The sequence below is a fragment of the Streptomyces sp. NPDC055239 genome, assembly GCF_053606205.1.
Genome location: NZ_JBSGRD010000003.1, coordinates 569997 through 588038 on the forward strand (window position 1 = coordinate 569997; position 18042 = coordinate 588038).

At 70.8% G+C, this 18042-nt stretch carries 18 protein-coding genes; 14 read left to right on the plus strand and 4 right to left on the minus strand.

The genetic code is table 11. The features are described from left to right. Positions 1–30 precede the first annotated feature (30 nt). The 9 genes from ACWFRJ_RS13350 to ACWFRJ_RS13390 all read left to right on the plus strand — a co-directional run bounded on the left by ACWFRJ_RS13350 (position 31) and on the right by ACWFRJ_RS13390 (position 7911). Positions 31–1254 (plus strand): FAD-dependent monooxygenase, encoded by a 1224-nt coding sequence (locus ACWFRJ_RS13350; protein WP_453528493.1) that lies wholly within the window; start codon positions 31–33, stop codon positions 1252–1254. 94 nt (positions 1255–1348) lie between these two features. Continuing rightward, on the plus strand, positions 1349–2647 hold the full coding sequence (locus ACWFRJ_RS13355; RefSeq protein ID WP_453528496.1) for a VWA domain-containing protein: 1299 nt from the start codon (positions 1349–1351) through the stop codon (positions 2645–2647). Continuing rightward, a complete protein-coding gene (locus tag ACWFRJ_RS13360; RefSeq protein WP_453528499.1) occupies positions 2647–3432 on the plus strand; it encodes a hypothetical protein in 786 nt (261 codons plus the stop codon). The genes ACWFRJ_RS13355 and ACWFRJ_RS13360 overlap by 1 nt, the downstream gene beginning before the upstream one ends. Positions 3433–3498: 66 nt before the next feature. Continuing rightward, the gene (locus ACWFRJ_RS13365; RefSeq protein WP_453528501.1) at positions 3499–4092 is read left to right on the plus strand and encodes a histidine phosphatase family protein; all 594 of its coding nucleotides are present in this window, start codon (positions 3499–3501) and stop codon (positions 4090–4092) included. A gap of 53 nt (positions 4093–4145) precedes the next feature. Further along, complete coding sequence (locus tag ACWFRJ_RS13370) at positions 4146–4730, plus strand: TerD family protein (protein WP_453528504.1); 585 nt, start codon at positions 4146–4148, stop codon at positions 4728–4730. 103 nt (positions 4731–4833) lie between these two features. Next, complete coding sequence (locus ACWFRJ_RS13375) at positions 4834–5739, plus strand: TIGR03619 family F420-dependent LLM class oxidoreductase (protein WP_453528507.1); 906 nt, start codon at positions 4834–4836, stop codon at positions 5737–5739. Positions 5740–5843: 104 nt separating this feature from the next. After that, complete coding sequence (locus ACWFRJ_RS13380; protein ID WP_453528510.1) at positions 5844–6491, plus strand: hypothetical protein; 648 nt, start codon at positions 5844–5846, stop codon at positions 6489–6491. Between the two features lie 58 nt (positions 6492–6549). Beyond that, positions 6550–6972 (plus strand): acyl-CoA thioesterase, encoded by a 423-nt coding sequence (locus ACWFRJ_RS13385; RefSeq protein ID WP_453528513.1) that lies wholly within the window; start codon positions 6550–6552, stop codon positions 6970–6972. Positions 6973–7098: 126 nt separating this feature from the next. After that, positions 7099–7911 carry an SAM-dependent methyltransferase gene (locus ACWFRJ_RS13390; RefSeq protein ID WP_453528516.1) on the plus strand — a complete coding sequence of 271 codons (813 nt, stop codon included), beginning with the start codon at positions 7099–7101 and terminating at the stop codon, positions 7909–7911. A 35-nt stretch (positions 7912–7946) separates the two neighbouring features. Here the strand turns inward: ACWFRJ_RS13390 and ACWFRJ_RS13395 are convergent, their stop codons facing one another. Next, on the minus strand, positions 7947–8336 hold the full coding sequence (locus tag ACWFRJ_RS13395) for a winged helix-turn-helix transcriptional regulator (protein WP_453528519.1): 390 nt from the start codon (positions 8334–8336) through the stop codon (positions 7947–7949). Positions 8337–8496: 160 nt separating this feature from the next. On the opposite strand from ACWFRJ_RS13395, the gene ACWFRJ_RS13400 reads away from it, so the two are divergent. After that, a complete protein-coding gene (locus ACWFRJ_RS13400) occupies positions 8497–9924 on the plus strand; it encodes an MFS transporter (RefSeq protein WP_453529630.1) in 1428 nt (475 codons plus the stop codon). 115 nt (positions 9925–10039) lie between these two features. After that, positions 10040–10972, plus strand: a complete 933-nt coding sequence (locus ACWFRJ_RS13405; RefSeq protein WP_453528522.1) for a hypothetical protein — start codon at positions 10040–10042, stop codon at positions 10970–10972. A gap of 33 nt (positions 10973–11005) precedes the next feature. Here ACWFRJ_RS13405 and ACWFRJ_RS13410 read toward each other — a convergent pair whose 3' ends face one another. Both ACWFRJ_RS13410 and ACWFRJ_RS13415 read right to left on the minus strand, forming a co-directional pair. Continuing rightward, a complete protein-coding gene (locus tag ACWFRJ_RS13410) occupies positions 11006–12190 on the minus strand; it encodes a glycosyltransferase family 4 protein (protein WP_453528525.1) in 1185 nt (394 codons plus the stop codon). Further along, on the minus strand, positions 12187–13359 hold the full coding sequence (locus ACWFRJ_RS13415) for a glycosyltransferase 87 family protein (protein WP_453528528.1): 1173 nt from the start codon (positions 13357–13359) through the stop codon (positions 12187–12189). The genes ACWFRJ_RS13410 and ACWFRJ_RS13415 overlap by 4 nt, the downstream gene beginning before the upstream one ends. Positions 13360–13501: 142 nt before the next feature. On the opposite strand from ACWFRJ_RS13415, the gene ACWFRJ_RS13420 reads away from it, so the two are divergent. The 3 genes from ACWFRJ_RS13420 (at position 13502) to ACWFRJ_RS13430 (ending at position 16371) form a co-directional block, all read left to right on the plus strand. Next, positions 13502–14698, plus strand: coding sequence for a sensor histidine kinase (locus tag ACWFRJ_RS13420; protein WP_453528531.1), 1197 nt, complete (start codon positions 13502–13504; stop codon positions 14696–14698). Between the two features lie 14 nt (positions 14699–14712). Next, the gene (locus ACWFRJ_RS13425) at positions 14713–15450 is read left to right on the plus strand and encodes a response regulator (protein WP_453528534.1); all 738 of its coding nucleotides are present in this window, start codon (positions 14713–14715) and stop codon (positions 15448–15450) included. Between the two features lie 183 nt (positions 15451–15633). Continuing rightward, positions 15634–16371, plus strand: coding sequence for a dienelactone hydrolase family protein (locus ACWFRJ_RS13430; protein ID WP_453528536.1), 738 nt, complete (start codon positions 15634–15636; stop codon positions 16369–16371). A gap of 58 nt (positions 16372–16429) precedes the next feature. On the opposite strand, the gene proP is transcribed toward ACWFRJ_RS13430, so the two are convergent. Then, positions 16430–17899, minus strand: a complete 1470-nt coding sequence (gene proP, locus ACWFRJ_RS13435) for a glycine betaine/L-proline transporter ProP (RefSeq protein ID WP_453528538.1) — start codon at positions 17897–17899, stop codon at positions 16430–16432. Between the last annotated feature and the right edge of the window lie 143 nt (positions 17900–18042).

The window sequence follows — 18042 nt, forward strand, 5'->3', positions numbered from 1 at the left end:
GGTCATTCTTCCTGCCAGGATGGCGCGATGATGCGTGGAGGCAGAGTCGCTGTTGTGGGCGGGAGCATCGCAGGATGCGCCGCCGCACTCGCCGCGTACCGCGGGGGCGCCGACGAGATCACGGTGTACGAGCGGGCCGCGGGTCACCTCGCGGACCGCGGTGTCGGGCTCGCGGTGCACAACTCGCGTTACGTGGAGCTGGACTCCGCCGGGTACCTGGACGCGGACATGCCGTGGGTGCAGTTGGAGCGGCGCCGCTGGTACGTGCGGGACGGGTCGGCCGCGGGGCCGCTCGGTCACGAGATCGGGGCGATGCCGTTCCCTTTTCGTACGTACAACTGGGGTCCTCTGTGGCGTGAGTTGCGCGGCCGTGTGCCGGACTCCGTGGTCTTCCGGTCGGGCGTGGCGGTGGAGGAGGTGCGTCCAGGGCGCGAGGACGCCGAGGTGGTCACCGCCGAGGGCACCGAGCGCGTCGACCTCGTGATCGGCGCCGACGGCTACCGCTCCGTGGTCCGTTCGGCGGCGTTCGCCTCCGTGCGTCCCGCGTACGCCGGGTATCTCGCCTGGCGCGGCGCCTTCCCCGCCGACCGGCTCGCGGACCCGGAGCTGTGGGCTCAGGAGGACTGCGCGTACGTCGTCTTCCCCGGCGGCCACGTCATCGTCTACCGCATCCCGGACGGCGTCGGCGGCCACCGCGTCAACTGGGTCCTGTACACGTCGCCGCCGCCGGACCTCGATCTGGGGCTCGGCGTCGACCTGCGGCTCACCGGCCCCACGAGCCTGCCTCCGGGCGGGCTCACGGAGGCGCTCTCCTCGCATCTCACCTACGTGTGCGACGAGTTGCTGCCGCCCTACTGGGGCGACCTCATCCGCGCGACCACCCCCGACGAGCTCTTCCTCCAGCCGATGTACGACTTCACCGCGCCCCGCTACACCACGGGCCGCGTGCTCCTGATGGGCGACGCGGCCACTGTCGCCCGGCCGCACACCGGGGCGGGCGCGGTCAAGGCGCTGCAGGACGCGACGGTTCTGGAGTCCGCCTTCGCCACGGCCACGACCTGGCCCGACGCGCTCGACACGTACGACACCGACCGCACCGTCGCCGGCGGCGCGATGGTCGAGCTCGGGCGCCGCCTCGGCCGCGCGCTCGTCGAGGAGACGCCGCTCTGGCGATCCATGGACCAGACGGCCCTAGAGACGTGGTGGAAACAGGCCGACGGGAGCGGGGCGTTCGGCGGACGTCAGCTGAGGTAGTGAAGTGCATCAGGGAGCCGGGGCCGTGACGGGGCGTCGGCTGATACCCACCTGCGGGTTTGGGTATGCACGCCAAGATCAATAAGATTCCGCGATGATCACAAGACAACGGCTGGCGGCCGGGGCCTTCGCCCTGCTCGCCGCCATGACCGCCGGGCTCGGCACGGCGGGCCCCGCGGCCGCCGAGGCCGATGAACCGGCACAGCCCTCACCCAAGGTCGAGCTGGTGCTCGACGTCAGCGGTTCGATGCGGGCCCGCGACATCGACGGCAAGTCCCGGATGGCTGCGGCGAAGCAGGCGTTCAACGAGGTGCTCGACGGCACGCCGGACGAAGTCCAGCTCGGCATAAGGACGTTGGGCGCCAACTACCACGGCGACGACCGCAAGACGGGCTGCAAGGACACCGAGCTCCTCTACCCGGTCGCGGAGCTCGACCGCGACAAGCGCACCGAGGCGAAGACCGCGGTGGCCACGCTCGCGCCCACCGGCTGGACGCCGATCGGCCCCACGCTCCTGAAGGCCGCCGACGACCTCAAGGACGACAACACCGAGCGCAGCCGCCGCATCGTCCTCATCTCCGACGGCGAGGACACCTGCCAGCCGCTCGACCCCTGCGAAGTGGCCCGCAAGATCGCCGCCGAGGGCATCCACCTCACGGTCGACACGCTCGGCCTGGTGCCGGACGCCAAGACCCGCGACCAGCTGAGCTGCATCGCGGAGGCCACCGGCGGTACGTACACCTCGGTGCGGCACACCGATGAGCTCTCCGGCCGCGTCAAGCAGCTGGTGGACCGCGCGGCGGACCCCGTCGCCACCCCGGTGGCGGCGAAGGGCGCCGCCCAGTGCACCGACGCACCGCAGCTCAAGGCGGGCGTCTACACCGACCGTGAGAAGTTCGGCGAGCACCGCTGGTACCGCGTCGACGTCAAGCCCGGCCAGGAGCTGCGCGCTTCCGTCAGCGTCGGCGCCGACCGCGCGGTCAACCAGGACTACGGCGTACTCCTTCGGGCCTCGACCGTGCACGGACGCGAGATCGTACGGGGCTCCGATGCGGGTGACGGACGTACGGACGTGATCTCGACCGGCCTGCGCTATCCCAAGCCCGAGGCGGACGACGAGGAGACGGACGGGGGTGAGCCCGCCGCGGAGACCGTGTGCCTCCAGGTGAGCAACTCCTTCTCGGCGCCCGCCTCCGTCAAGACGACTCCGGGCCTGCCCGTCGAACTGGCCGTCGACCTGGTGGACGCGCCCGACGAGGCGTCGGACGTGGCGTCCTTCGGCCTGGGCAACGGCTGGTGGCTGCTCGGCACTCTGATTCTCGTCGGCTTCATCGCCGGTCTGGTCTGGGGCTGGGTCTCACGCTGGCGCTTCGCGGTCTGGAGGGCCAACTGATGAATGCGACACGTGTGTTGAGACGAGCCGGTGTGCTGGTGGGGGCCGCGCTGCTCGCCCTGTGCGGGACGGCGGGGGCGGCCGTGGCCGACTCCGACGACGACAAGCCCGCCGAGCCGACCGAGGCCGGTACGTCCTTCCGTACGGCGACGGCGATCCAGCTGGACCAGGAGGCCACCGCCGAGGCGTCCACCGGCGACTACCTGTACTGGTCGTTCCCGGCGGACGTCGGACAGCGCCCCACCGTGCACGCCAAGGTGAAGCTGCCCGACGGCACCACCCGGAACGGCGACTCCACCTGGCAGGTGGACGTCTACGACGGGCTGCGGCGCCATCAGGCGTGCCGGTTCGGCGCGCAGACCAGGACGGCTGCGCAGGACGCCGCCACGGTCGAGCTGTCCTGCACCCTGCGCACGGTGCGGGGCTGGGCGGAGCCGTGGGCGAACGACCCGTTGCCCGGCACGTACTACGCGCGCCTGACGGTCACCGGCCTCAAGGCGGACGACCTGGGTCTGCCGATGCAGGCTGCGACGAAGGTCACGTCGAGCGACGCGGGCGGCGCGATGGCCGTGGACGGCTCGCTTGCGAAGCCGTTGGTGCCGGGGATCGGCACGAAGATGGAGGCGGCTTCCAGTGAGCCGGAGGACGGCTGGGCGTCCGGGTGGTGGTCGTCCCGCTGGCTGTGGACGGCGGCCGGTGGCGTGCTCGGTGCCCTCGCGGGCATCGGGGGGTACTGCCTGACGCGCGGCTCGGGCCGCCCGGCGCGCGTACCTGCGGGGATCTAACCTCGGTGGTGGCCGGACCGGGCCTTCCGGACCGGCCACAACCGACAGAACAGGAAGTTCCGCACCATGGGTGACCTGCTCCTCGTCCGGCACGGCGAGACCCAGTGGTCGCTGTCCGGGCAGCACACCAGCTGGACGGACATCCCGCTCACCGAGAACGGCAGGGAGCAGGCGCGGGGGCTCGCTCCACTCGTGGGGAGATTCCGGATCGGGGCGGCGTTCGTGAGCCCCCGGGAGCGGGCCAGGGACACCGCGGAGCTGGCCGGGTTCCCGAACGCCTTCGTCGACGCCGACCTGAGCGAGTGGGACTACGGGGCGTACGAGGGAGTCACGACGGTGGAGATCCACCGCACCCACCCCGACTGGTACCTGTTCACGGACGGAGTGGCCGCGGGCCCCGCCGAGCACCCCGGTGAGACTCCGGAGCAGGTCGGTGAGCGGGCCGACCGGATGCTGGCCAAGGTCGACGCGGCTCTGGGCAACAACGAGGGCAGTGTGGTGCTCTTCGCCCACTCCCACTTCCTGCGGGTCCTGACGGCTCGGCGCCTCGGACTCCCGGCGTCCGGTGGGGCGTTGTTCCAGTTGGCGACGGGGACGGTATGCCGCCTCAGCACGGAGCACGGCCGCCCGGTGGTGGCGAGCTGGAACATCCGCCCGTGAAACCAGGCAGACTCTGTCTCATATAGCTCTCTCACCATTAAGAAGGATCACGAATGATCACGCTCAAGAAGGAAGACGGACCGGCTGATCTCGGCGGAGTGACCCACCTGACCATAGGGGTGTCCTGGGACCCGACCGTGGGCAGCAGCGGCGGCCTGATGGGCAAGCTCCGCCAGAAGACCGGCACCGACCTCGACCTGATCGCCATCGCGATGGCGGGTGCGGACCCGGTGCGCCTCGCCGGTCTCGACTCGCTCGACCCGCTGGGCAACGGCTCGCTGGTGCACAGCGGGGACAACCAGACCGGCAAGGGCGACGGCGACGACGAGACGGTGACCGTCGAGTTCCAGCGCGTGCCGGACAACATCACGTCCATCGTGTTCGTCGCCGCCGCGTACAAGAAGCGCAGCGCCTTCCAGAACGCGCGCAACATCAGCTTCAAGGTGTACGACGCCACGGGCGGCAGCACCCAGCAGGTCGCCGACATCTGGCCGAGCCTGCTCACCAACGACAACGGTTGCGCCGTGGCCAAGGCGATGCGGGACGGTGGGAGCTGGAAGCTCCAGGTCATCAACGAGACCGGGAAGATCAAGCAGGGCGACGAGCAGGCCCTGATGCGTTTCGCGATGAGCAAGTAGCGGGTGTAGCAGCGAGCGATCCGGGTCGGCCGGTCTCCGCGGCCGACCCGGAGGTCACTTCCCGGTTCGACACGCACCCCGAAGATCATCAAGACTTGCCGCCATGCGATACGGCGTTAACCTCCTCAATTTCGGCTCCGGCACCACCCCCGACTCCCTCGTCCGGCAGGCCACGGGCGCCCGTGACATCGGGTTCGGCTTCGCGATGATCTCCGACCACATCACGGTCACCCCTGACGTGCACTCGGTCTATCCGGCGCCGTTCTACGACCAGTTCGTCCTCGCCGCGCACCTCGCGGGCCGCGTACCGGGGCTCAGGCTCGGCACGACGATCACGGTGATCCCCTACCGCCACCCGCTCCAGACCGCCCGCCTCGCCGCCAACATCGACCAGCTGAACGACGCCGGGTTCATCCTGGGCGCCGGTGTCGGCTGGTCCCGCGCCGAGTACGAGGCCCTCGGCGTTCCCTTCGACGAGCGCGGTGCCATCACGGACGAGTACCTCGCGGCGATCCGCGCGTCTTGGGCCGAGGAGACGACCTCGTTCCAGGGGCGGTACGTCGCCTACGAAGGCATCCACAACGCTCCCCTCCCCCAGGCACAGCTGCCCGTCTGGGTCGGCGGCAACTCCCCCGCGGCCCAGCGCCGCGCGGCCCGCCTCGGCGAGGGCTGGCACCCGTTCATGCCGACGCTCGACGTCCTGCGGACGGCGCTGCCCCGGATCGCGGCGGAGGCCGAGGTCGCGGGGCGCCCCGCCCCTGACCTCGTGCCCCGCCTCCAGCTCCGGCTCGCCCCGCAGCCGGACACGGCGGAGCGCCCCCTCGGGCACGGCAGCGTCGACCAGCTCCGCGCCGACCTGGAGACACTGGCCGGGCTCGGCGCCACGGACGTCCTGCTCGACACCTACCCCGGTACGCCCGCCGAGCGCGGCACCGCCGACGACGACCGGCGCACGCTCGACCTCGTCGCCGAGAAGGTGGTCGACCTCGCCACGGGAACAGTTCGCTGAGTCGGCAGGCGGCGGACAGCTGACGTCCCGCGGCCGTTGTCAGTGGCACGAGGCACTATCGGAACCAGGCGAAGAAGACCTGAGGACCTGGGGAAGAGGTGGCTATGACGAAGCCTCCGACGGCGGCTCAGCGGCGCATCATCGAGGCCGCCGACCCGGCGACGGGCCGCCTCACCGGCAGCGAGGCGCAGCTGGCGGGACTCGTGCGGCACCGCCTCGCCTTCCGGCACCCCCGGCCGCCGCACGCCTATTTCCTGACCCCCACAGGCCATCGCGTACGGGAAGAGGCCTGGCCCGGTCCCACTGCCGAGGCCCCCGCCCCTCCCCCGGCCGCCCCAGCCGCCTCCGGCCTCTTCGCCGCCCGCACCGGCGCCGAGCCCATACCCCCGCGGGACTCCGGGAGCCCGGCCCGCGCCCGCGACGTACGCAGCGCCTGGGAAGGCCTCCTGGAGATGCGCCGCATGACCAATCAGGACGGCGCGCGGGACCGCCCCTGCGCCTGGGAGCGGACGCATCTGGTGCAGGCCGCGGCCCTTGCCCTGGAGGCGGCGGGCTGTGCGCCGGGGCCCGAGGGTTATCGGGTGAGCGAGACTCCGCAGCCCGAGGCCGTCTCCGTGCGCGATGTGGCACCCGACGGCCTGCGGGCGTGCGCGAGCGCGCTTGAGGCCGCGGGGTGGCAGGTCAGCGAACACGCCGAGCGGCCGAACGGCGCCCGCTATCTCCTTGCGTCGCCGCGGAGGGGACGGCGGTAGGGAGGGCCGAGGGGCAGTGACAGGGAAGTATCCGTATTGAACCGTCGAAGGGAATGTCGTGGCGGAGCCGTTTTCCGTGAGCATCAGTGTCCGTGGGTACGAGACGGACGCACAGGGTCACGTCAACCAGGCCGTCTACCTCCAGTACGCCGAGCACGCCCGCTGGTCGGTGCTGCGCGCGGCGGGCATCGAACAGGCCGATCTGCTGGCCAAGGGGGTGGGTCCGGTCGCCCTGGAGAACACCATCCGCTACTTCAGCGAGCTGCGCGCGGGCGACGAGGTGGAGGTGACCTGCGTGTTCGTGTGGGGCGAGCGCAAGACGTTCCGCATCGAGCAGTCGATCCGCAAGGCGGACGGCACGGAGGCAGCCGAGTTGCGCTCCGTCGGCGGCCTCCTGGACCTCAATGAACGGCAGATGGTGCGGGATCCCCGCGAGTACTTCAGGGCGCTGGCCGACGACCCGACGGTGATCGGCCTCTGACCGGCTGTCGACCGCCGTCGGCGAAAGGTGAGTTGGGGGGTGCTGGTCGGGGCCGCGGGAACTAGATTGGCAGGTGATCGTTCTTTCAATTAACAAGCAGGCCCGTTCACCCACAGGAGGACCCTCGTGTCGGATCGCGACCCCCAAGCCGACGCCGCAGCGGACATACGCGCGCGCATCGACACCAGCACGCCGCACTCCGCGCGCTTCTGGAACTACTTCGTGGGCGGCAAGGACAACTACGAGAAGGACCGCGAACTCGGCGACCACATCAAGGGCATCCACCCCGGCCTCGTCGACGTGGCGCGCCTGAGCCGGCAGTTCCTCGGCCGCGCGGTCCGCCATCTGGCGACGGAACAGGGCGTCCGCCAGTTCCTGGACATCGGCACGGGCCTGCCGACCGCCGACAACACGCACGAGGTCGCCCAGCGCGTGGCCCCGGACTCCCGGATCGTCTACGTGGACAACGACCCGCTCGTCCTGGCCCACGCCCGCGCGCTGCTCACCAGTACGCCCGAGGGCGTCACCGCGTACATCGACGCCGACCTCTACGACCCCAAGGCGATCCTGGAGTCCGCGAGCGCGACCCTGGATCTCTCCAAGCCGGTCGCGTTGATGATCCTCAACACCCTTGGCCACGTGGCCGATTACCAGCAGGCGCGTGATCTGGTGTCACAGCTCATGGCGGGCCTGCCGTCCGGCAGTTACCTCGTGATCAGCGACAGCACCGCCACCAGCGAGGGCATGATCGCGGCGTCGAACGCGTACAACAAGAGCGGCGCCATCCCTTACCACGTACGCAGCGTCGAGGAGATCGGCGGCTTCTTCGACGGCCTGGACCTCGTGGAGCCCGGTGTCTCCCAGGTCACCCGCTGGCGCCCGGAGGCCGAGGACGCGACGCCGGTCGACGCGTACGGCGCGGTGGCGCGCAAGCCGTAGCCCATGTGCAGGCCCGAGGCTCGGTGGCCTCGGGCCTACACCAGCCCCCGCTTCTCGTCATAGTCCGCGCGCGACTGCGCGATCGTCACCCGGTGCCGCTCCGCCCACCCCGTCAGGGTCAGGAGCGTGCCGTGCAATTCCTGGGCGACCGGCGTCAGTTCGTACTCGACCTTCGGCGGAACCGTCGGATACACCGTGCGCGTGAGCAGGCCGTCGCGCTCCAGGTTCCGCAGGGTCAGGGTCAGCATGCGGCGGCTGATGCCCTCGATGCTGCGCTCCAATTCGGTGAAGCGGATGGGGCCGTGAGCCGCCGCGACCAGGATCGGGATGCTCCATTTCCCCACCACCCTGTCAAGAACTTCCCGCAGCGGGCACGCCTGCGCGTTCACCACCTGCGCCGTAACACCGATGTTCCCTTGGGACATTGAAGTTCCTCCTTCTCCCGGCCTCCATGGTCACGCACGATGAACCCCGTTACAAGTCGTGCACCTATGCAGTTCATGGAGGTTTTTCACCGTGTCCGATGCCACCACTTCCCCACGCTCCCGCAGGGCGTCGCTCGCCGTTCTGTCCTCGGGCCTGCTGATGACGATCATCGACGGCAACATCGTGACCGTCGCGATGCCCGCCATCCAGAGCGACCTCGGCTTCTCGGCGCCGGGCCTCGCCTGGGTCGTGAACGCCTATCTCATCGCCTTCGGCGGCCTGCTGCTCCTGGCGGGGCGGCTCGGCGATCTCGTCGGCCGCAAGCGGATGTTCGTCTCGGGCCTCGCCGTGTTCACCGCGGCGTCCGTGCTGTGCGGAGTCGCCACCGACCAGGGTCTGCTGATCGCGGCACGCGCCGTGCAGGGTGTCGGCGGGGCGATGACATCGGCGGTCGTGCTCAGCATGCTGGTGGCGCTCTTTCCCGAGCCGCGCGAACAGGCCAAGGCCATCGCGGTGTTCAGCGCGGTCGGCGCGGCGGGCGGCGCGCTCGGCACGTTCCTGGGCGGCGCGCTCACCGAGACCCTCAGCTGGCACTGGATCTTCCTGATCAACCTGCCGATCGGGGCCGTCGCGCTCATGGCTGCGGTACGCGTCCTCGGAGACGACCGCGGCACGGGCCTCGCCGGGGGCGCGGACTACCCGGGGGCCGCGCTCATCACCGGCGCGCTGATGCTCACCGTCTACACGATCGTCGGCTCCGCCGGGCACGGCACACCGGCCACCCTCGCGCTCGCCGCACTCTCCCTCGCCCTGTACGCCGCCTTCGCCGTACGCCAGGCCCGTACGGCCCGTCCCCTGCTGCGTCTGCGCGTCTTCCGCTCCCGCACGCTGACCGGCGCCAACGCCGTGCAGATCCTGATGATCGCGGGCATGTTCGGCTTCCAGTACATCGGCGCGCTCTACTTCCAGCGCGTGCTCGGATACGGCGAGTTGAAGACCGGCTTCGCGTTCCTGCCCGCACCCATCATCATCGGCGTCCTGATGCTGGGCCTCTCCGCCAGGGTCATCGGCCGCTTCGGCCCCTACCGTGCGCTGCTCGCGGGCCTCGTCCTCATCACGGGCGGCCTCGCTCTCCTGGGCCGCCTGCCCGCCGACGGTTCGTACGTCGTCGACGTACTCCCCGCCATGCTGCTGCTCGGCGCCGGATTCGCCGCGGCGATGCCCGCGGTGACGGGGCTCGCGATGTCCGGGGCGCGCGCGGAGGACGCGGGTCTTGCCTCCGGGCTCTTCAACACCACGCAGGTGGTCGGTGGTTCACTGGGCCTCGCCGTCCTGACCACGCTGGCGGCGAGCCGCACCGAGACCCTGCTCGCGGACGGCGAGCGGACCGTGGCGGCCACGGCCGACGGCTACCGCCTCGCCTTCTGGGTGGCCACGGGCATCGCGGCGGCGGGCCTCGCCCTGGCGGCGACGCTGCTGCGGCCGGAGCGCGGGACGACCGCCTCCGACGCGACCGCCGCCGAGCAGGCGCAGAGCGAGCAGGCACAGGCCGAGCAGCAGCACCGCGCCCCTGCCCCGGCGGCATGAGCCCGTCCGTTAGACCAGTTCAGGTAACGCCCTTGCCCTCACGGCGGCCGGACCACTACGGTCCGGCCAGCCGTGAATCTACGCGCGTCGCACATCGAGCGAGAGGTCCCTGACCATGCGTAAGACCGTTCTGACCGCATTCACCGTTATCGGCACGGGAGTTGCCGTGGCGCTCAGCACCGGACTTTCCACGGCTCAGCCGAAGGCCGCGTCGTGGCAGCAGGTCGGGGACGACATCAAGTCGGGCATCAGCGGCCTCACCGTCGCCTCACGTTCGGGTGACAACCTGCGCACCCTCGTCGTGCGCGACAACAAGGAGCCCGGCGAGAACCGCATCGCCGAAGTCACCTACCGCCCGGGCCAGGTGGCCGAGGTCGCGCCGATCTCCTGGCACGGCGGCGCCGAGCCCGTCGACCTGGAGGCGCTCGACGCGGTGCCGGGGACGTCCGACGAGTATGTGGCCCTGGCCAGCCGCGGGCTCGCCTATCACCTCAAGCTGACCGACGCCGGGGAGTCCGTGCAGGTCCTGGACATCGCCCCGCTGCCCGCGATCGGCACGGACGACAACTTCGAGAGCTTCTCGCTGACCTCGCGGCACGGGGAGACGGTGGCGGTCTGGGCGGACCGGGGCGAGGGCGAGGACCGCCCCGCGACGCTGTACGCGGCGCCGTTCTCGATCAATTCCTACGATGAGGCGCAGTTCGGGCCGGTGGAGAAGGCGACGTTCCGTGCGCCGTATCCGGAGGGTGACGTGCGCCATGCCTCCGACATCGAGGTGACCAAGTCGGGCCGTCTGCTGATCAGTTCGGCGTCCGATGCCGGAGACGACGGTCCTTTCGACTCCGCGGTGAGCGACGCGGGCAAGCTGTCCGTCTCCTCCGAGGGGAACGTACGGCTGTCCGTCGCCAAGTCGCCCGAGGTCCTGGAGAAGTTCGACGGCCACAAGATCGAGGCACTGCGCTGCGTACCCGGCTCGCACCTCGCGGCCCTGGGCACGGACAACGAGAACACGGGCGGCGCCCTCACCACGCGCCGCCTCTGCGACTGACCTCGGCCCACACCGTCTTGCCCCGGAATTCGTTCAGGGCCGGGTCGTCGGTGCGTATGCCGAGGAGGTCGCGGAAGCGAGCAGCCCCGCCAGAGTTGCGTAGGAGCGGCTCCAGGTCCATTCCGCCTGGACCCAGTGGCGGCCCTTCTCGCCCATCCCGTGGGCGAGTTCGGGGTTGCGGAGGAGTCTGATCAGGCGGTCCGCCGTCGCCGCCACCGAGCGACCGTCGACGACATGGCCGGTCTCGCCCTCGCGTACGGCGTCGGGGGCGCCGCCCGAGTCGCCCGCAAGGACGGGGAGTCCGGACGCGGCGGCCTCCAGGTAGACGATGCCGAGCCCCTCCACCTCCAGGCCGCGTCGGCGTGTGCGGCAGGGCATGGCGAAGGTGTCTGCGGCGGCGTAGAAGGAGGGGAGGGTGTGGTGGGGGTGACCGCCTGCAAAGACGACCGAGTCCAAGACACCCTCGGTCACCGCGAGTTGACGTAGTTCAGCGGCGTACGGTCCGTCGCCCACCAGGAGGAGCATGGCGTCCGGGACGACCCTGCGGATCCAGGGCAGCGCCCTGATCAGCGTGTCCTGGCCCTTGCGCGGGACCAGTCTGGCCGCGCAGAGGATCACCGGGCGGCGGCCAAGGCCGTAGCGGGACCGCACCGGGCCGCCGTCCAGGGAAGGGCGGAAGACCGTGGTGTCCACGCCGGGGGCCAGACGTGCGGTGCGGGTCCCGGGAGCGAGGGCCGCCTCGATCGGCCGCCGGGTGCTCGCGCCCAGCCAGGTAAGGGTGTCGACCTCCGTGCCGACGCGGCGCAGCAGCGCCCTGGCCCCGGGGGTGCGGGCCCACCACACCTCGTGGCCGTGCGTGGTGGCGACGGCGGTACGGATGTCCGTCGTCTGCCGCAGTCGGCCCGCCATCAGGCCGAGCGGCGCCGCCGCGCCGAACCACACCCGGTCGCAGCCGTACCGGCGGGCCACGGACGCGGCGTGCGCGGTGGCCCGGGGGGTGGGCAGGAGGGTGCTTGCCCGGTGGCGGATCACTGGGTACGGAAGGGACTCGTCAGGCGCTGACGCCGCGATGGCAGGGCTCAGCGCCGAGGTGAAGACGACCACCTCGTCGGGCGGGAAACGGTCGGCCAGTTCACGGACGAACGTCTCGATGCCGCCCTGCCTGGGCGGGAAGTCATTGGTGACGATCAGTGTGCGAGGGCGGGAGTTGTTCGTCATACGAGGGCCTTCTCCCTGGAAGGGGCGACAGGAGTGGGAGGGGTGAGCGGGTGGACGGGGGTGCTGCCGCGCTGTGGCATTCCGTAGGCCAGCGCCCCGAGCACCAGCGGATAGACCAGGTAGCCGAAACGGGTCGCGGGCATCAGGGCCATCGCAAGGACCAGGCCGAGCGCGAGCCGCGCCGCCGCCGCCCGTGCCGTCCCCGGCGGCCGCACCACAAGCGAAAGCGCGATCAGCAGTGCGCTCACCGCGAGGAGCGCGAGCACGATCACCCTGCCGCCGGGGACGTACGTCGCGAGCAGATGGCCGGGCAGCGGGCTCTCGGCCGGCGACGTGGTGTCGGTGAGGCCAAGCGGGAAGGCGATGACGCTCCGGTAGAAGCCGCAGGGGTTGGCGAGGGCGAAGGGCAGCACCGCCGCTGTCGCGGTGGGCAGGGCAACGGCCGCGTACCGCAGGGCGGGTCGGCCGCCCCGGCGTACCGCGATCAGCGCGAGGGCCACGGGCAGCGCGGGCCACGCCGTCCACTTGAGCGCGGCGGCGGCGCCGAGCACCAGGCCCGCCCGGCCCGAATGCCCCTGCCCGGCGAGTACGACGCCGAGGCACATCAGGCCGACCACCGGCAGGTCGATCCCGCCCACCGCGAGGGGCAGCGCGACCAAGGGGCAGGCGAGCAGCCGGGCCCGGTGCAGACCGGCCGCCGCGAGGGCCGCCACGAAGGCGCCGCCCAGCCACCAGCGCGCATCCCCGGGCAGCACACCGAAGAGCGCCATCCCGGGCAGATAGGGGTTGAAGTCGGCGACGGCCGAGGGGTCGGTGACGTACGGACTGCCGGTCGCGAGCAGCAGCTGCCCCGACCGCTCGACGACCGTGACCTCCAACTGCCCTTGCCCGGCCGTCACCAGCAGGACGAGAGGCGCCACGACGGCCCCCGCCACCGCGACCACCGGGACGGCGGGGCGGGAGCGCGCGCCGCACGCCAGAACCGCCACGACCGCGTAGCCCACCCCCGCGACCACCCCCCACACCCGGTGCGGTCTCAGATCCGAGGCCAGGGCGAGCCACAGCGCGACGACCGCGCAGCCGGCCCACGCGTACGGCTCGTACCGCTCGATCCGGATGTGGCGGATGTACCGGATGTGGCGCGCGTACCGTTCAAGAGTCTTCGTCATGTCCACCGACGGTAGAAATCCGCAGGTCGGAGCGCGTCAACCGAGGATCTGGACCTGGGACTCAACCCGTGGCATGACATGCGAGCCCAGGCTCAACCCGTGAGGCGACGCGCGCACCCGCGCCGGCCCGGATCATGGACGTATGAGTACGTCCCTTCAGCAGCGGTTCCGCGCCTGGATCGCCGCGCCCGCCTACCCCTGGCTCACCGGCGGCGCCTTGACCGCCGGTGCCGTGGCGGAGCTGATCGCCTTTCCCGGATCCACGACGACCATCATCGGGGTCCTCGTCTCCGCCGCCTCGCTGGTGTGGCGGCGGTCGTTCCCGCCCGTCGCGGTGCTCACGGTCGCCGCGGGGCTGCTCGGGTTCGCCGGGGACGTCAACCTGTACGTCTCGATCATGGTGAGCGGTCTTGTCGGCTGCTACACCCTGGGCCGCAACCGGGTACTGCACCCCGCGGTGACCGTCGCGGGCGCCGCGCTCGGGGCCCTGTGCGTGAACCTGGTGCACATCAACACCTGGTCGCGGATGGACCTGCCGGTGCCCGTGCTCTGGGAGAAGAGCTCACTCAGTCTGTTCGCCGAGTCGTTCCTGCTGACCGTGGTCATCTTCGGGGCCGTGATGATGGGTGACGCGGTACGTTCCCGGGAGGAGACCCGCACTGAACGGGACGCGGCGCAGGCCCAGTTGATCGCCATGGAGCGGCAGCAGGCCGCCGAGGCCGAGCGGGCCGCCATCGCCCGTGAGCTGCACGACATCGTCTCGCACTCGGTGTCGATGATCGCCGTGCAGGCCGAGAGCGCCACGTACACCACCCCCGGACTCACCCCCGAGGCCCGCGACGGCTTCCAGCAGATCGCCGGCACCGCCCGCTCGTCGATGGCCGAACTGCGCCGCCTCCTCGGTGTCCTGCGCACTCCCCAGGGCCAGCGGGACACGGCCCTCACCGCACCGCAGCCGACCCTCGACCATCTCGCCGAACTGGTCGAGCAGCACCGGGCGGTGGGCGGCGATGCCGAGTTGAGGGTCACCGGGGAGCGGGTGTCGCTGCCCGCCGCATGGGAGCTGTCCGCCTACCGGATCACCCAGGAGGCGCTGACCAACGCGCGCAAGCATGCGCCCGGCGCCCGTACCGTGGTGGAGATCGCGTACGGCGCCGACCGGCTGCTCACACTGCGCATCCAGGACGACGGACCTGGCCCCGGCTCAGGCCCCGGCGCGGGTCACGGCCTGACCGGGATGCGGGAGCGGGCGGCCCTGGTCGGGGGCCAGCTCAGCGCGGGCGCGGGCACGGACGGCGGTTTCCTGGTCGAGGCGGAGCTTCCGTGGGGGACCGGGTGATCACCACGGAGCCCATGAATTCCACGGACTCCATAGGGAAGGAGTTGCACGTGATCAGGGCACTGGTCGCCGACGATCAGGCGGTCGTACGCACCGGCTTTGTGAACCTCCTGGGCACGCAGGAGGACATCGAGGTCGTGGGCGAGGCCGAGGACGGTGTGCAGGCGGTACGCGTCGCCGCCGAGACACGGCCCGATCTCGCGCTCCTCGACATCCGGATGCCGCACAAGAACGGCATCGAAGCGGCCCGCGAGATCCTGGCCGCGTCCGGGGGCGCGACGAAGGTGCTGATGCTGACGACCTTCGGCCTCGACGAGTACGTGTACGACGCGCTGGCGGCCGGGGCCGGCGGCTTTCTGCTCAAGGACGCGACCTTTCCCGAACTGCTGCATGCGGTACGCGTGGTGGCGGCCGGGAACGCGCTGCTCTCCCCCGAGATCACCAAGCGGGTGATCGGCGAGTTCGTGCACGCGCGGGCGTCGCGGCTGCCGGTGCACTCCATGGGTGAGCTCACGGCGCGTGAGGCGGAGGTGCTCACGCTGATCGCTCGGGGCCTGTCCAATGCGGAGATCGCGATCCGGCTCACCATCACGGACCACACCGTGAAGACCCATATCAACCGGCTGTTCGCGAAGCTGGAGCTGCGGGATCGTGCGCAGGCCGTGATTGCGGCTTACGAGTTGGGCCTTGTGCAGGTGGGAGGCGCCGCTAACGGAAACGGCGCTACCGGAAACGGACTCGGCGCCCTCTGAGACTCCGCGAAAACCCGTTGGCGGGCCGTGGCGGCCCCTGCTACTTTTCCGGAGGCCGTGCGAGAGAACGAGGAGGTGGTACCCGTGAACGCAGTATCGACATGGGTGCTCCCCTCCGGGGTCACGGTCGGGCGATAGGTCGTCCGGGAGCGCCGTCTGTGAGCCCTCCCGAAAGGCACGATCATGCACTTCACTTCCGAGCAGCGCCTCGACGACGGCGTCCTCGAACGCGAATTCACCCTCGGCGAGATCCCCGGCACCCTGTGGACGCCTGGCTCCGCTGGATCTTCCGGGGCCGCACCGGCCCCGCTGGTCCTGATGGCCCACAACAACGGCCTGCCCAAGTCGGAACCCCGGCTTGTGGCGCGGGCCCGGCACTCCGCGGCGCGCGGCTACGCGGTGGCCTCCATCGACGCCCCCGGGTGCGGTGACCGGCCCCGGTCCGCCGCCGACGATCAGGCCCGCGCCGACATCCGCCGGGCGATGCAGGCCGGTGAGCAGGTCGACGAGATCTTCGAGTCCTTCATCGGCCCGCTGGTCGAAAGGGCCGTCCCGGAATGGCGGACCGCCCTGGACGCCCTCCTCGCGCTGCCCGAGATCGGCGGCCCGGTCGGGTACTCGGGGTGGACGGCCGTCGGCATCCGCCTCGCGGCGGTCGAGCCGCGCATCGCTGCCGCCGGTTTCTTCGCCGGGGGTTACGTGCCCCGCGCCCAGCGCGAGGAGGCCCGGCAGGTCACCGTTCCGCTGCTGTTCCTGCTGCAGTGGGACGACGAGGGGAACCCCCGGCAGCGGGCCCTCGACCTGTTCGACGCCTTCGGCAGCAAGGAGAAGACGCTGCACGCCAATCTGGGCGGGCACACCGGTACCCCGTGGTTCGAGGTGGAGGACGGGGGCCGGTTCTACGACCGGCACCTGAGGTGAGGTGAGGCCTGGACGCGGCCTGCCTCTACAGCGGGCCGCGTCCACGTCGGCGTTGGCGTCAGGGACGCTGCGCCGCCACCAGTTCCCGCGCCTCCTCGTCCGTCGCGACCGACGGCGGGGAGCCCTCCAGGGGCTGGCGGGCCGTCTCCTTCATCGCGGCGACCGCGATGATGCCGACCAGGCCCGCAAGCATCGTGTAGAACGCGGGCATCAAGTCGTTGCCGGTCACGCCGATCAACCCCGCGACCACCAGCGGTGTCGTACCGCCGAAGAGCGAGACCGAGATGTTGAAGCCGATGGAGAGCGAGCCGTAGCGGACGTCGGTCGGGAAGAGCGCCGGCAGCGACGACGACATCACGCCCAGGTAGCAGACCAGGGACAGACCCAGGATGAGCAGGCCGGTGAAGACCGCCACCGTGCCGCCCTGCTTGATGAGGAGGAAGGCCGGGATGGCGAGGACGAAGAAGCCCACCGAGCCCGCCATCAGGACCGGCTTGCGGCCGATGCGGTCGGAGAGGCGGCCGACGGAGTTGATGAGCGCCATCAGGATCAGCATGACGACCACGATGGACATCAGGCCGCCCGTCTCGCCGAAGCCGAGCTGCGTCAGATACGTCGGCATGTAGGACAGCAGCATGTAGTCGGTGATGTTGAACGCGGCGACCAGGGCGATGCAGAGCAGCATCGCGCGCCACTGACCGAAGAAGGAGTCCCTGAAGGACTTCTTCTGGCGTTCGGCGGCGGGGCCGCTCTCCGCTTCCGCCATCTTCTGGAAGGCGGGCGACTCGTCGAGCTTCAGCCGCAGGTAGAGGCCGATGAGACCGAGCGGCGCCGCCACCAGGAACGGGATGCGCCAGCCCCAGGACTGCATGGCGTCGTCGCTCAGCCCGATGGTCAGGGCTGTGACGAGGACGGCGGCGACGGTGTAGCCGATCAGGGTGCCGAACTCCAGGAAGGAACCCCAGAATCCGCGGCGCTTGTCGGGCGCGTACTCGGCGATGAACGTCGCGGCGCCACCGTACTCACCGCCCGTGGAGAAGCCCTGCACCATGCGGCAGAGGACGAGGAGGACCGGGGCCCAGACGCCGATGGTGGTGTAGCTGGGGATCAGGCCGATGGCCAGGGTCGCCGACGCCATCATGATCATGGTCAGCGCGAGGATCTTCTTGCGGCCGACCTTGTCGCCGAGGGGGCCGAAGACCATGCCGCCGATGGGGCGCACCAGGAAGGCCGCAGCAAAGGTGGCCAGGGAGGAGAGGGTCTGCGCGGTGTCGTTGCCGGAGGGGAAGAACTCCTTGCCGATGATCACCGCGAGGTAGGCGTAGACGCCGAAGTCGTACCACTCCATGGCGTTGCCGAGCGCGGTCGCCTTGACCGCCCGCCTGACCTGCACCTCTTCGGTGACGGTGATGTCCGACTGGCGCAGGCGCGGGTTCTTGCGGCGGTGGATCGCGCGGAAGAGCGCGCGGTGGCGCGCTATGGCCTCCGGAGCGGGTGCCGGTGTTTCAGGTGCTTCGGGCGCGCTCACGGGGTAGTCACTCTCTCGGTCGGCAATAGGCGTTCATCGATGCCCTGACCTGGGTGGCCGGACAACGACAATCCGTCGTCTGCCCTGTTGGGCGAGATCAACACTCCCAATTCCGGAGAACGGAAAGTGCCCGCCATTGGTCC

Coding starts and splice junctions, on each gene's coding strand:
- ACWFRJ_RS13350 (WP_453528493.1), top strand. CDS start 31: ATGCGTGGAGGCAGAGTCGCTGTTGTGGGCGGGAGCATCGCAGGATGC.
- ACWFRJ_RS13355 (WP_453528496.1), top strand. CDS start 1,349: ATGATCACAAGACAACGGCTGGCGGCCGGGGCCTTCGCCCTGCTCGCC.
- ACWFRJ_RS13360 (WP_453528499.1), top strand. CDS start 2,647: ATGAATGCGACACGTGTGTTGAGACGAGCCGGTGTGCTGGTGGGGGCC.
- ACWFRJ_RS13365 (WP_453528501.1), top strand. CDS start 3,499: ATGGGTGACCTGCTCCTCGTCCGGCACGGCGAGACCCAGTGGTCGCTG.
- ACWFRJ_RS13370 (WP_453528504.1), top strand. CDS start 4,146: ATGATCACGCTCAAGAAGGAAGACGGACCGGCTGATCTCGGCGGAGTG.
- ACWFRJ_RS13375 (WP_453528507.1), top strand. CDS start 4,834: ATGCGATACGGCGTTAACCTCCTCAATTTCGGCTCCGGCACCACCCCC.
- ACWFRJ_RS13380 (WP_453528510.1), top strand. CDS start 5,844: ATGACGAAGCCTCCGACGGCGGCTCAGCGGCGCATCATCGAGGCCGCC.
- ACWFRJ_RS13395 (WP_453528519.1), bottom strand. CDS start 8,336: ATGTCCCAAGGGAACATCGGTGTTACGGCGCAGGTGGTGAACGCGCAG.
- ACWFRJ_RS13400 (WP_453529630.1), top strand. CDS start 8,497: ATGACGATCATCGACGGCAACATCGTGACCGTCGCGATGCCCGCCATC.
- ACWFRJ_RS13405 (WP_453528522.1), top strand. CDS start 10,040: ATGCGTAAGACCGTTCTGACCGCATTCACCGTTATCGGCACGGGAGTT.
- ACWFRJ_RS13410 (WP_453528525.1), bottom strand. CDS start 12,190: ATGACGAACAACTCCCGCCCTCGCACACTGATCGTCACCAATGACTTC.
- ACWFRJ_RS13415 (WP_453528528.1), bottom strand. CDS start 13,359: ATGACGAAGACTCTTGAACGGTACGCGCGCCACATCCGGTACATCCGC.
- ACWFRJ_RS13420 (WP_453528531.1), top strand. CDS start 13,502: ATGAGTACGTCCCTTCAGCAGCGGTTCCGCGCCTGGATCGCCGCGCCC.
- ACWFRJ_RS13425 (WP_453528534.1), top strand. CDS start 14,713: ATGAATTCCACGGACTCCATAGGGAAGGAGTTGCACGTGATCAGGGCA.
- ACWFRJ_RS13430 (WP_453528536.1), top strand. CDS start 15,634: ATGCACTTCACTTCCGAGCAGCGCCTCGACGACGGCGTCCTCGAACGC.